The 13,316-nt window shown below is 47.1% G+C and carries 12 protein-coding genes; 6 read left to right on the top strand and 6 right to left on the bottom strand.

Annotation, left to right across the window (positions count from 1 at the left end; all coding sequences use genetic code 11):
• Positions 1 to 5: 5 nt before the first annotated feature.
• The 4 genes from NYE29_RS32975 to NYE29_RS32960 form a co-directional block, all read right to left on the bottom strand.
• Positions 6 to 1,766, bottom strand: a complete 1,761-nt coding sequence (locus NYE29_RS32975; protein ID WP_340899310.1) for an ABC transporter ATP-binding protein — start codon at positions 1,764 to 1,766, stop codon at positions 6 to 8.
• The gene (locus NYE29_RS32970) at positions 1,766 to 3,517 is read right to left on the bottom strand and encodes an ABC transporter ATP-binding protein (protein ID WP_076113148.1); all 1,752 of its coding nucleotides are present in this window, start codon (positions 3,515 to 3,517) and stop codon (positions 1,766 to 1,768) included. Before NYE29_RS32970 ends, NYE29_RS32975 begins: the two co-directional genes overlap by 1 nt.
• Positions 3,518 to 3,638: 121 nt before the next feature.
• Positions 3,639 to 4,685, bottom strand: a complete 1,047-nt coding sequence (locus tag NYE29_RS32965) for a HAMP domain-containing sensor histidine kinase (protein ID WP_340899308.1) — start codon at positions 4,683 to 4,685, stop codon at positions 3,639 to 3,641.
• A 5-nt stretch (positions 4,686 to 4,690) separates the two neighbouring features.
• Positions 4,691 to 5,365 carry a response regulator transcription factor gene (locus tag NYE29_RS32960; protein WP_038589328.1) on the bottom strand — a complete coding sequence of 225 codons (675 nt, stop codon included), beginning with the start codon at positions 5,363 to 5,365 and terminating at the stop codon, positions 4,691 to 4,693.
• Positions 5,366 to 5,598: 233 nt separating this feature from the next.
• Between NYE29_RS32960 and NYE29_RS32955 the strand changes: the two genes are divergently transcribed.
• The 4 genes from NYE29_RS32955 (at position 5,599) to NYE29_RS32940 (ending at position 8,867) form a co-directional block, all read left to right on the top strand.
• Complete coding sequence (locus NYE29_RS32955; RefSeq protein ID WP_076113151.1) at positions 5,599 to 6,036, top strand: LytTR family DNA-binding domain-containing protein; 438 nt, start codon at positions 5,599 to 5,601, stop codon at positions 6,034 to 6,036.
• A 12-nt stretch (positions 6,037 to 6,048) separates the two neighbouring features.
• The gene (locus tag NYE29_RS32950) at positions 6,049 to 6,492 is read left to right on the top strand and encodes a hypothetical protein (RefSeq protein WP_076113152.1); all 444 of its coding nucleotides are present in this window, start codon (positions 6,049 to 6,051) and stop codon (positions 6,490 to 6,492) included.
• An 81-nt stretch (positions 6,493 to 6,573) separates the two neighbouring features.
• Complete coding sequence (locus NYE29_RS32945) at positions 6,574 to 7,866, top strand: amidase (protein WP_340899307.1); 1,293 nt, start codon at positions 6,574 to 6,576, stop codon at positions 7,864 to 7,866.
• A gap of 215 nt (positions 7,867 to 8,081) precedes the next feature.
• Entirely contained in the window at positions 8,082 to 8,867 is a 786-nt protein-coding gene (locus NYE29_RS32940) for a nucleotidyltransferase domain-containing protein (RefSeq protein ID WP_340899306.1), read from the top strand.
• An 86-nt stretch (positions 8,868 to 8,953) separates the two neighbouring features.
• Here NYE29_RS32940 and NYE29_RS32935 read toward each other — a convergent pair whose 3' ends face one another.
• Together NYE29_RS32935 and NYE29_RS32930 are read right to left on the bottom strand one after the other, a co-directional pair.
• The gene (locus NYE29_RS32935; protein WP_340899305.1) at positions 8,954 to 10,183 is read right to left on the bottom strand and encodes a hypothetical protein; all 1,230 of its coding nucleotides are present in this window, start codon (positions 10,181 to 10,183) and stop codon (positions 8,954 to 8,956) included.
• Between the two features lie 112 nt (positions 10,184 to 10,295).
• Positions 10,296 to 11,564, bottom strand: a complete 1,269-nt coding sequence (locus tag NYE29_RS32930) for a S8 family peptidase (RefSeq protein ID WP_340899304.1) — start codon at positions 11,562 to 11,564, stop codon at positions 10,296 to 10,298.
• A 213-nt stretch (positions 11,565 to 11,777) separates the two neighbouring features.
• Between NYE29_RS32930 and NYE29_RS32925 the strand changes: the two genes are divergently transcribed.
• Together NYE29_RS32925 and NYE29_RS32920 are read left to right on the top strand one after the other, a co-directional pair.
• Positions 11,778 to 12,104: a hypothetical protein gene (locus NYE29_RS32925; RefSeq protein WP_340899302.1), complete on the top strand. Its 327-nt coding sequence runs from the start codon at positions 11,778 to 11,780 to the stop codon at positions 12,102 to 12,104.
• Positions 12,105 to 12,265: 161 nt separating this feature from the next.
• The gene (locus NYE29_RS32920; RefSeq protein ID WP_340899301.1) at positions 12,266 to 13,267 is read left to right on the top strand and encodes a hypothetical protein; all 1,002 of its coding nucleotides are present in this window, start codon (positions 12,266 to 12,268) and stop codon (positions 13,265 to 13,267) included.
• Positions 13,268 to 13,316 lie beyond the last annotated feature (49 nt).

The following is a 13,316-nucleotide window of genomic DNA, read 5'->3' as shown; positions in this document are numbered from 1 at the left end:
CCGGGTTAAGATGCTTGTTCGAATTGGCTATTGTAAAGCTCCGCATAGAAGCCATTTTTGGCAAGCAGTTCATGGTGGCTGCCGCTTTCCAAGATATCGCCATCCTTCAGAACCAGAATCACATCGGCATTCTTAATTGTTGAGAGCCTGTGTGCAATCACGAAGGAAGTTCTTCCTTCCATGAGCTTATCCATCGCCTGCTGAATCAACAGCTCTGTTCTTGTATCGACCGAGCTTGTTGCTTCATCGAGGATGAGCATCGGCGCGTCCTTAAGCATCGCGCGGGCGATCGTAAGCTGTTGCTTTTGCCCGGTAGATAAATTGACTTTATCGTTGAGCACGGTATCATATCCGGCACTCAAGGTCTGTATGAAATGGTGCAAGCCCACTGACTTACAAGCCTCTTCGATTTCTTTATCGGTTACGCCCGTTTTGTTGTACACTAGGTTTTCCCTGATAGTGCCCTCAAAAAGCCAGGTGTCCTGCAGAACCATACAGAATAAATCATGGATGTTTTCTCTGGTTAAACTGCTGATTGGGGTATCATCAATATAAATTTCCCCGCCCATTAATTCATTAAACCGGATTAGAAGGTTTACAAGCGTTGTTTTACCTGCGCCGGTAGGACCGACTATAGCGACTTTTTGTCCAGGCTTAACCTCTGCAGAGAAATCTTTAATAACAAGCTTGTCTGAATTGTCATAAGCAAATTGCACATGCTCAAATTTTACTTTGCCCGCAGCGGTTTCAAGATGTCCTTCCTTGTGACTCTCATTGTCCATTTCCTCAGCATCCAGGAATTCAAAGACACGTTTGCCTGCTGCAGACGCCGATTGCAGACTTTGTGCGGCTTGCGCAATCTGTGACAGCGGCTGTGTAAAATAACGGACATACAGGATGAAGGCCACAATAACCCCAAAGGATATCGTTCCGTTCATAGCAAGAATAGCACCTGCGACACAAACGGCCACAAACCCCAAATTGCCTATAAACATCATAATCGGCATCATGAGACCGGAGAGGAACTGTGCTTTAAATGCGCTATCTTTAAGATTCATATTCAGAGATTCGAATGTACTGCGCATTTGCGATTCGCCATTGTAGGCTTTCACTACAGTATGTCCAGAATAGACTTCCTCCACATGGCCATTGATTTTCCCTAAATATTCTTGCTGGCTTTGAAAATACTTTTGAGATTTTTTCATAATTGCCGCCATGAGGCCAAAGCCAATTACGGTGGCAACAATCGCTGTAATAGTCATGATCACATTTGTTTTGAACATCATGATGAGAGACCCGACAAACAGGGCGAGGGCGGTGACCAGTGTGCCGACACTTTGATTTAAGGCTTGCCCGATGGTATCCACGTCGTTAGTCACCCGGGACAGGATGTCACCGGTTGTAGACTTATTATAATAAGAGATCGGAAGCCTGTTCATTTTGCGGGAGAGATCGGTTCTTAAGCTTTTGGAAACCTTTTGTGTAACTACGGACATAATTAATCCTTGTGCCAAAGACAATACAGAGCTAAGAAGATAGATAAATACAAGGAAGAGTCCTATGGAAGTTACGGATTCCATATCAATACCGGTGACGATGCCCTCGGTGATCAAGTCTGTTATCTCTGAAAGCTTATCCGGCCCGAGCAAAGTCAGTACCGTGCCGATTGCTGCGCTGATAATTGCAATAAGAACTACGGGAATATATTTTCTGCCATAGCGGAGAAGTTTGCTCCAGGTGTTGACTTGCTCTTTGCTCTTGTTCATTAGGCCAGCTCCTCCTTGGAAAGTTGTGAGTAGGCAATTTCTTGGTAGATACTGCAGGACTGCATTAATTCATCATGTGTCCCCATGCCTGCCATACGTCCAGCTTCCAGTACAATAATTTTGTCCGCGTCTTTGATTGTGCCGATTCGTTGGGCAACAATCAGCATCGTAGTGCCGCGGGCTTCTTTCTTCAGCTCACTGCGCAATTTGCGGTCTGTCTTATAATCAAGGGCTGAGAAGGAATCGTCGAAGATCAATATTTCAGGACGGCGCGCAATGGCCCGGGCAATGGACAGACGCTGTTTCTGCCCGCCGGACAGGTTCGAACCGCCTTGGGCGACATGGGCCTCGTAGCTGCCGTCCATCTTTTCCACAAAATCCGAAGCTTGAGAGGTATAAACGGCATCAACGACATCAGATGCAAGATTACTTCCGTTATCACCAAAAGCAACGTTGGAGCTTACCGTGCCGCCAAACAAAATCGCTTTTTGGGATACATATCCTATTTTGTTTCGCAGCGCACTTTGCTCGTATTGGTTGACATTGATACCATCCACCAGCACCTCACCTGCTGTAGCATCATAAAAGCGGGGGATCAGGTTAACAACGGTACTTTTTCCGCATCCGGTTGAACCGATAAATGCCACGGTTTCTCCTTTTTTTGCCGTAAAACTGATGTCCTCTACAACATAATCCTCTGCATCAGGATATTTGAAGCTGACATTTCTAAATTCGACTTCGCCAACCCGATCCGCCTTGGAGGAAGTAAGCGATCCGTTCTGTAAGCTTGGTTTAGTATCCAGCACTTCGTTGATTCGTTTGGCAGAGACATGGGCGCGGGGCATTAATATAAAAATCATGATCAACATCATGAATGCCATAACCACCTGCATCGCATAGGATGAGAAGACAATCATATCGGAGAATAAGCCCATCTTCGCGGCACCATCGGCATTCTGAATCAATACAGCACCTACCCAATAGATAGAGAGACTTAAACCGCTCATAATGAGAGAAATACTTGGCATCAGCATGGACAATACATTGTTAGCGAAGAGATTCGTCCGGGTAAGCTCGTTATTGGCTGCTCCAAATTTATCTTCCTGATAGCTTTCCGCATTATACGCGCGAATAACACGCAGTCCGGTAAGGTTCTCTCTTGCAACACGATTAAGGTTGTCCGTCAGTTGCTGCAATCTTTGGAATTTCGGAAGCACGAGCACGATACATATGCCGACAATCAGGATTAACACGCCGATAGCGACACCGGTAGAGAGCGACCACTGCCAACTTTTGCCCGTGATCTTGAGCATCGCCCAGACTGCCAGGATAGGAGCCTTCAACAGCAGCTGCAGACCAATGACAATCAGCATCTGCACTTGCGTTATGTCATTCGTTGACCGGGTAATTAGACTGGCTGTAGAAAAGTTGTTGATTTCTTCCATGGAGAAGGACTGTACCTTATTGAACAATTTGGAGCGTAATCTTGAAGAGAAGTTAGCCGCGGTTCTGGCGGCAATGCCTGCCACAATAATGGAGGTGGCTAAGCTGCCGAGGGCACAGAGCAGCATCCAGACTCCGGCTGTAATAATTTCGCTCATTTCACTTCCCGGTGTCTGTATAAGACGGGTAATATCGCTCATATAACCGGGCAATTCCAAATCCAGCCATACCTGTGCAACAATGAAGAGGAGGCTAAACCCGACTAGAGCCCATTCCTTCGGTTTCAAGTATTTAAGTATAGTGACCATATCTCTGACTCCTTTATGTGGTGTTGCATCCATGATAACGAAACAAGATAAACTGAAAATTAACTTTTCTGAAAAAAATAAAAAGCCCTGAAAGAACCATTCAGTTCTTTCAAGACTAGAGTCAAAGTCCATCCGGTATTGTAATTGTAAACGTGGTACCATGTGACGGGGTGCTGCTGCAGGCAATCGTTCCTTTATGCAGATGAATGATTTGGTTCACGATCGCTAATCCAAGACCATTGCCAGCAGTCGAGTGGGAAGTATCCTGCTGATAAAATTTATCGAAAATCTTGGGAAGACCTTCCGGACTAATCCCGGAACCGTTGTCGCGGAACAGAATGACAATGGTATTTTCATTTTGCTTCATGTCAACTTCAATTAGGCCTTTGTCAGGTGTGAACTTGATCGCGTTATCCAACAAATTCAGCCAGACTTGATTCAACAGCTCTTTGTTTCCAGAGATATTGTAATCCTGAACGTTAACATTCAGTGACATATTCTTCTTCTCCAATTTGGCAGCAAGCAGCAGCACAGATTGGCGAATCTGCTCTCCAACATTAAACCGTACTTTGTTCGTTAAAATCGTCTGCGCCGCAATTTTTGAAAGCTCAAGAACATTCGAGGCGAGGGAGGCTAGTCTAGCTGATTCCTCAATAACAATGTCTAGATATTCATCCCGTTCCTCTTTGCTAAGATCATCATGCTTGAGCACTTCGGCAAATCCTTTGATCGAGACAATGGGGGTTTTGAATTCATGGGAGAAATTATTGATAAAATCGGTTCGCAGAATTTCGATTCCCCCAAGCTCTTCGGCCATCCGGTTAAAATTCTCCGAAAGAATTTTAAATTCCGGAGGACTTTTGAGCTGAAGACGCATGGAAAAGTCACCTTTGGCAAGCCGGTCCGTGGCTTCTATAAACATACGGATGGATTTTACCATTTTCCGGCTTGTGACAGCCGATATCGATGTACCGATTATTGTGCAGGCGATTAATGTCATTACGGGAAGCAAGGTGCCATCTTGGGCAATTTTTTCATTTAACAGACCAAAAACATTCGCAAGATAGAACAGCAGCCCGGTAATCACTACAGTAATGAGAAAGATGACGAATACGGCAAGAGAGAAATAGAGGGGCAGAGAGATTCTGCTGCTGAGTTTGTTACTCATTTTGCTCATGGTGTTCTCACCGCCTTGTATCCCAGACCCCGAACAGAAACCAGTTCAAACTCCGGATAAGCTTCAAACCGTTTCCGCAGCCGATTGATGTGAACATTGACGGTTGTATCCGTACTTTCATTTTCCATGCCCCATATTTCATCCATGAGCTGGATTCGGGTGAAAATCCGCTCTGGATAGGATAATAGCTTATACAACAAATAAAATTCTTTTTGCGGAAGGGTCTGCTTCTCATCCTCCCGGGTTACCGTCAAGGCGTCATAATCAAGTACGACTTTACCCACTGCCAGTTTACGGGCACTTGCAATTTGGGAACGGCGGAGCAGAGCTTGGATTCTGAGAAGCATTTCTTCGGTATCAATAGGCTTGGTCATATAATCATCGGTTCCAAGCCGGAACCCCTTCTTCTTATCTTCAGGGAGCTGTTTGGCTGTAGCCATAAGTATGGGGATCAAGCTATTGGCATCCCTTACTTCCTTTGCGAATTCATAACCATCCATATTAGGCATCATGATGTCCAGAAGGATTAGATCAATATGCTGTGAATCAAGGACCTCCAAGGCTTTAACACCGTCTTCGGCAGTAACAACAGAATATCCTTCGCGTTTTAGAACAGCTTCAAGAAGTCTTCTTACATGCTTTTCATCTTCTACCACCAGTATGTTGATCATGATTTCACTCCAATTCATTGGGGGTTCAGGGTCATAATATCATCTTTCTTCTGCAATGAACAAACTGTTCGATGGAATTCACGCAGTATTCGCGAGCAAATCTTCTCCGACTTAAACAGCTGTTTGTGCAGCTTATCGTTCTAAATTCGCAGCTTGCTTCACACCCATTGAATAAAGAGTGCCGGAAAAATATACTGTGACTGTAAGCAGAAGTGCGGGAGGGGCGATGCAAGGTGAAGATTACGATTGAAGATATTCCGGAAGGCAGCGAGCCGGAAATTATCCTCAGGTGCAATGAACCTGACGACGCGTTGTTAAGGCTTATTTACTCCATTAAATCAAGCTCCAAAAAGCTGATTGGCCTGACCGGTATGCAAATGCATGTGATAAGTCCGGGGGATGTGTTTTATTTCGAGGCGGTGGACAACAAGGTGTTTATTTATTGCCGGGAGAAGGTGTATGAGTCTCGCCTTAAACTGTATGAGCTTGAGGCCGATTATGAGCAGGGCGATTTTTTCAGGGCATCCAAGTCAACCATTCTTAATATTGCCAAAATCAAATCGGTCAGCCCGATCCTGTACGGGAAATTTGAGGCGCTGCTGCAGAATGGCGAAAAGGTGTACATCTCCAGGCAATATGTGCCTGTACTCAAGAAAAAATTAGGACTCTAAGGAGGCTTTTCGATGAAAGTCAGCAGCTATGTCTCACGCATCGCAAAGGATTTTCTAATCGCCTGCGGCTGTTTATTTGTCTTAACCGCGTTAGTGTTGACCTTATCTTCTACAGAAATGATGAAACCCTCCCTGCTCTGGCAAATTATATTAGCCGCTTCAGCCTTTACTTCCTTTAAATACGCATTGATTGATACCCCTGAACTGGGGAAAAGAGCGCAAAGGATCAGCTTCTATATATGTTTTGTGCTAGCGGATGTTTTTGTCATCGCATGGCTGTGGTTTTTCAGCTCCAGTCAGGTGATGGATAGAGAGATTCTGGTTGCTTTCGTCCTTGTGATTCTTGTGGTCAAAGGAATGGTGTATGCCATGATGCATATTGATGGACTGAAAGAAGCCAAACGGCTGAATGAGAAGCTGAGTGAATATGGCGATGGGGGAAAGAGTGACAGTTGATGGATAGGGAATTTATGTAACTTATAGGACTTGGCACCGTATATCATTCGAGATTATAAAAATGACCTTGGAGATGATACCGTGCAACTTGCCCGCTCCTCCTTAACCGACCTGCCCAGTAATGAAGAAAACCCGGATATTATTTTGCAGCAAGCGGTAAAGCTTTATCTGCAAAGGGTCCGCCAGCTTGAACCACAGATCCATGCCTTTGTTCCGGAAGAGCATCTGGAGGGGCGGTTGGCCATTGAAGCGGAGCGCTTACTGGCTTCATCCGCTGCAATGGCAGACAAACCGGCTTTATGGGGAATCCCGGTTGCCATTAAGGATCTGTTGCATGTCGAGGGTTTACCCACTCGTGCGGGTTCCGCGCTTCCTCCAGAAGTATTGACTGATAAGGAGGGCTCATTGGTAAGACGTCTTCGCGACTTAGGTGTGCTAATTGCAGGAAAGACAGTGACCGAAGAATTTGCCTACAACGGGCCTATTGCTACACGGAATCCGCATAACACGGAACACACGCCCGGCGGATCAAGCGCAGGATCTGCGGCAGCGGTAGCCGCTGGTCTATGCCCCCTCGCAGTAGGCACCCAGACCTTGCGCTCTGTGATCGCACCGGCTTCCTTTTGCGGGGTGACCGGGTTCAAACCCAGCTATGGAAGAGTCCCGCTGGATGGAGTGATTCTGCTGTCGCCTTCTTTTGACACGATAGGCTTCTTCACGCAGGATCTGCCAAGCATGGAAGTGGCTGCAGCCCATCTTGTTTCGGACTGGACCCCCCGCCAGGTAGATCGGAAGCCTGTACTCGGTATCCCGCGGGGAGTGTACATGGAACTGATGGGCCCGGAGGTCAAAGCCGCCTTTACTGCGCAAATCGAACATCTTGAGCAGTTAGGCTACCAGGTCTGTTATGCAGACATGCCATGGGAAGATGAGTTTATTTACGGGGACAGCATGCTGCGGTTCATTGAAGGAGAGATGGCGTGCGGGCATACATCCTGGTTTGAGCATTATGCTGAGCTCTATGGTCATCCGGTGAGAGAGGCTATTCTTAGAGGCAAAGCCATCCCGGAAGATGAACTGGACGGGTACCGCAGGAAGCAATGGGTGCTGCGTGAAGAGCTGAAATCGCTGATGGTGAAAGAAGGGATAGATATTTGGGTGTCTCCAGCCCAAGGCGGAACCGCTCCGAAGGTAGCGGACAATAATACCGGATGGTCGGGAATGCCCGCCATATGGGGGTTTGCCGGATGCCCGACCCTCAGCCTTCCGTCAGCAAGCCTTGAGGGATTGCCGCTCGGTTTTCAGTGCATCGGAAGCTTTGGCGAGGATGAATGGCTGCTGGCCTGGGCCCGGGAAGTGGCTCGGGATTTGTGAAAATTCATATGCTTCACGCTATAAATTATCCTTCTATTGCCCGCCAACACTTGTGTGAAGTGTCAGGCGGGCTTTTTTCTGCTGTTCACATTGTTTTCCTATGTATACAAAAAATTGTTGCAATATGTAAAGAGTGTGCTATGATTTTTTTGGATTAGTAGTAATATTATTATTAATTAATTTGTATTTATATTAACTAAAGGGGTGCACGCAAAATGTACACACATCACCAAAAAGCCATTGATGCCATTACTGCCAAGCTAAAGGTCAGGGAGGAGATTCTGGGAATCATTATCGGAGGCTCCATCGCGCATGGATACGCGAACGAAACCTCTGATCTTGATATTATGATTGTGCTTTCTGAAGAAGACTATCAAGAGGCATATGCGGTCAATGAACTCGGTTTTTTTGAAACGGAGTCCTGTCCCTATGAAGGGGGCTACGTGGACGGGAAAGTTGTATCGGTAGATTATATCCGCAAGGTTGCCGAATACGGAAGCGAGCCTGCGAAATTTGCTTTCAAGGATACGTTCCTCTCCTACTCCAAGGTTGAGGGTTTGGAAGAATGGATACAGGCGGCCTCCAGATATCCCATAGAGAAGAAGGAGGACCATATCAAAAAATTCTACGCACAATTTGAAACCTGGAAATGGTATTACTACGAGGGCTTGAAAAGGAATAACCAGCTGCTGATGGATTATTCCCGGACGAATGTTGTCCTGTTTGCCGGAAGACTGATCCTTGCCTTTAATGAGAAGCTGTTCCCTTCCTACAAGTGGTTACTGAAGGAGCTGGAGGCGGCCGAGCATAAACCGGATCAATTCATGCTCCTGATGAGTAATGTGATCGAGCTCAAAACTGCAGATTCTATCGAAGCTCTATATGCATCTATTGTTGCATTTCATGAATGGTACCCATCCGACAAACATTGGTCGATTCAGTTCATGATTGACAGCCAGTTGAATTGGGTGGATGGCAATGTACCTATTCTCGACCTGTAGGGAAACGATAGACCGCAAGCAAGTCTTCTACCGGAATTGTAATTAATGCTGATTCCCGGATGCAATACTTGTGCATTTCTGCAGAGTCATATCCTTTCAGAACAAAGGTATACCCCGGCCTCAGGAATATAGCTGATGGATGCCCAGCGGCCGGTAACGGTTCCAATGACTTGCAAGGTATAAATGTCGATCAGCTGCAGCAATAGGCCATTCTGTTCTGCGATGAACTTGCGGGTACGCATACAGCGGGAATTAATCATCCGTGCCATCGTATATTGATCGCTGGCCGTGTACAACAACTCACCGCTGTCAAGATCATAAATCTGATCCAGAGGCTCTGATGTTCTGATTCCAAACTTTTTCAGATCTTCCCCGATATAAATATTGTCATAACACTCATCAAGTCCGCGTCTTTCCATCTGCCTGTCCTTTAGACCGTATGTACATAGTTCTGAAGAATTCTCGCTAAAATGCTGTTTGCATAGGAAAAGAGAAGATTCTCTCCGGCTGATGCCGGCATACCCATGGGCCGGATCACATTGGTCAATAATAAAAGTCTCGTCGATTGGCAGGTGATTGCGGACATTCTGAACGAACTGTTCCAGCGGAATAATGACCACACTTTGTATGGCTGTACCTTCGAGCATATCGTATTGGCTGTAATCCCATGCCGCCCTTTTCTCAGAGACTCCAATCCGGCCCGTCACAATCATAAGCTGTTCGATATGATCCTGTTCAAAGACTGAGGTGTATGATAAGTGTACGATCCGGTCATTCGGCCCGATCCTCTCGGGAACGGGGAAGCTCTGCCCAAGCTCGACGTCGATCAGCAGATATCCGGTAAATCCGGAGTTTCGTTTTTTGGAGAAGGGGTCCAGATCAGGTAGGCTAACCAATAGATAACGCTCGTTCAGACCATATAATCCCATTCGGCTTATTACCGAAACCTCCGTGCTTTCCGCCAGCTCATCCGTCAAACGAAGAATATAGACCTCCTTGGCCTGCATGCTGCGGCAATCCAGCTGATGAATCGCCAAGACGGCCGTCCGGCCTTCCCAGCTCAAATAGGTGTAATAAATCCAACGCCCGGCGTCCGAATAATTAAGGATATAGGGCTTATGGCCATAGCTGACAAAGTCCGTGGTATGGTTGATAAGATCATAACGGAGCACTCCGGCAAAAGGCCCGGATTCGGTGAGCGCTTCTTCATCCATAACGTCACTGACATAAAAGACAGCGTAGCGCTCATCGAGAGTAACCCCGGAGTAATCTACAAATTGATGATCAAAGCCATGCAGATGCAGCATTTCAGTCATTACCAAGCACAACTCCCCTACACATTAATAAAACAGAATATACCATGAATTACGTATAAAAGGTTAAGGCCACTGTGGAAAAAGAAAAACTAGGCATTGAAAGGGCACGAGCTCAGCTCGTGCCCTTTGCGTACCGCCGCAGAAACCTGACATTCACTTCTCCGCTACCTGCGGTATTTGGACGGAGACCCAGACGGAAAGCATTCCGTCTCAGTGCCGTTTTGACCTGCGAGGGGGAGAGTGAGGGGGAACGCTGCAGCAGCAACGCGGCTGCGCCGGAGACGATGGGTGTCGAGACGCTGGTGCCGGACAAGACAAAATATTGTTTATCTATTCTCAAATACGGATATTGGCGGGCTAACTGTGAGCCGGGAGACCGCAGAGAGATGATCGTTTCGCCAGGAGCTACAATGTCAGGCTTCTTCCTTCCTCCCGGTGCCGGCCCGCGGCTGGAGAAATCGGTGATTCGGTCATCGCCTTGCGGCAGCGTCCGGCGGTCATCCACAGCCCCTACTGTAATAGACGAAGGGCTAACGCCCGGTGACTCAATTGTTCTGCGGCCTGGACCGCTGTTCCCGGCAGCAATCACGACGGTGAGCCCGGCTTTGACTGCTTTTTCTACAGCTTGGCAGAGCAGGTCGTCCTCACATGAAGTATTCACCGGTCCGCCGAAGGACAGTGAAAGAATGCGCAGCTTCAACCGCTTCCGGTGCTTAATACACCATTCAATCCCCTTAATAATCGTGGAATCATAGCCATCACCATTCTTATCCAATACTTTAATGCCCACAATTCCGGCTTCCGGTGCCGGGCCTCTGTATTTCCCCCGGCTTGCCCAGCCGTTGCCTGCGGCATCGCCGGCGATATGCGTGCCATGACCATTGTCATCATAGGGCTGTTTCCGGTGATTTATAAAATCCTTGAAGGCTATAATCCGGTTCACCGGCCGGGTCAGATCCGGATGCGGGAATACTCCGGTATCGAGAATGGCGATATGGATTCCTTTGCCCGTAAGCCCATCCGCTTGCCGAACGGCTGAAGCTCCGATTGACGGGGTGGCTATATTTAATGAAGTCGTTTTGATTGCGTCCAAATAGACCTTGTGAACTCCATGCCAGCAGCATATGCGTTCCAGACATTTCAATGATACCTGTGAGGATACCGCATTGAGCAGAGGCAGACGGCGGCTTACGATAAATGGCTGCGGGCCGATATGTCTGTGTAAAGCAAGAAGACGGGAGGATGTGATAGGGCGTTTAAACTGAATAATTACCGGAACGGCCACCGGTTTGTAGCCGGAGGCATAGGTTTGCCGGACTTTGTGTTTCAGGGGCCGATTTAATTTGGTGGCATGCTGCTGCAGCCATAACTGTGCGTTCATTGCTCAGTGATCACCTCTTCAGTCAGTGTATGCACAGTAAGATACGGTGGGTACGTATCTATGAACCTAGGACACTACCACATTTTAATACAAGTAGGCCATTGTAGTTTCAGAGAGCACGGGAAATGAATCTAATAGTGTATCCTATAAGAAAGTGGTGAAGAGTAAATGAAGCCAGTGGACAAGAAGACTCTTATGGCAAAACGGGCACTTATGGCAAAAAAAGCGCTTATGGCCCGCAAGGCAAAGGCATCCGCAGTGAAAAAGAAACGCAGAATTAGACAAAGCCTCGACAGATTTATCGTAATTGCTACGAATCTGTCTAATGCACCAAGAGATACAAGTGGATGGACAGCCAGCTTAACCAACGCAGGCATAACAACAACAGCCGATTTTGATGATTTTGGTGTGGCCAGATTCCCCACAATCACTACGTTAACAACGGTACCGTATCTTTTGAGAATAAGAGATGCCAACGGAAATCCGGTAGTCAGCCGAAATGTTCCTGCAGACCGTGAATTTTTCATCGCCAGATTCTAATCTGGGGTGATCCATGGATGTGACATAGTCTAAACAGCGTGCGCCGATGCAAGACGGTGTGCGCTGTTTGTTATGAGTTGGAAGCAAATTAGAGTAAACTGGAATTGTAATGTTTTTCCTGTAGCCGCATCAGCTTGGTATTCAGACTGGAGGAGTGTTCTATGTACGAGTGGATCAAAGACCATTGCTTGCTGGAATATAGCGCCAAGCAGGAGCGGTTTGAATTGGACAGGTTAACTGGTTTTTATAAGAAAAGACTGACGATGGACAAGCCACCTTCCGGGATGACGGTGCTCGGGCAATATTTCATTGCTTCGAGTGTGTTGGACGACGAATCCTTCGCCCAGGTAATCCCGGTACAGGACGAAGAGTTTAGAGCCATATTGATGGAGCAGGTGGCGCCACATTTTACAGTAGTAAGGGAAGCCGGCCATGAAGGTGTAATAGAATCACTTTTTCTGGAGCAGCTCAGACCGGAATCGAAGATATTGTTCGAGGAGACGAAGACCGGGATAGTGCCCGTAATACAGGATTTGTACCGTCACAAGGATATGAGCAGCCATTACCATAGAGGCAAGAGACAACTGATTCATTATCCTGTGAATTTGAAGCTGCTTACGCCCTATGATGCGCCAGATGTGCAAGAACTGCAAACGCTGCTGAGGAAGTTCTATTTCAAATCCGGGGGAGAATCCAGTCTGATGCCGGTCGGCTGGGTGTTTGAGGATTCCTTACGGGATTCTGCCCTGCTGCGGTTTCTTGCCGGATTTGTCCCATATGTTACGATGCTCGTGGATGCAGACAGCAACGAAGTAGTAGTGCTGCGGATGGGCGAAAATGAATTATCACATACGCTTCAATTGAATTCAGCTAAGCCGCAGCCGCCGCGCAGACACAATAATTTTTTATATCTGGATATGGGCATTGGATTGGTCTTTGTGGTTGATTTGGCCGGGCAGCCAGCGGTGGAGGATTGGAAAGATATCCGGGAGAAACAGGGTTATTATTTGCCGGAGGACAGTGACTTTGCAGATTTTGATCATGAGACTGCAGCGCCGATTCCTGAGGGCATAGGACTTTTTTTTGATTCGGATTTCGCGAAAGCGATGGTTGAGGCGGTTAACCGGGAATTGCGGCTTTTTAATGCCTTGGGAGGAAAATGATGGAGTCTATTTCACCCGGCAATATTTTGATCAACGATAGCTGAATTAC

The organism is Paenibacillus sp. FSL M7-1046, assembly GCF_038007405.1.
In the GTDB taxonomy this organism is placed as follows: domain Bacteria; phylum Bacillota; class Bacilli; order Paenibacillales; family Paenibacillaceae; genus Paenibacillus_AQ.
Note: the sequence above shows the minus strand (reverse complement) of the source record. Positions and strands in the feature narration are given on the sequence as shown.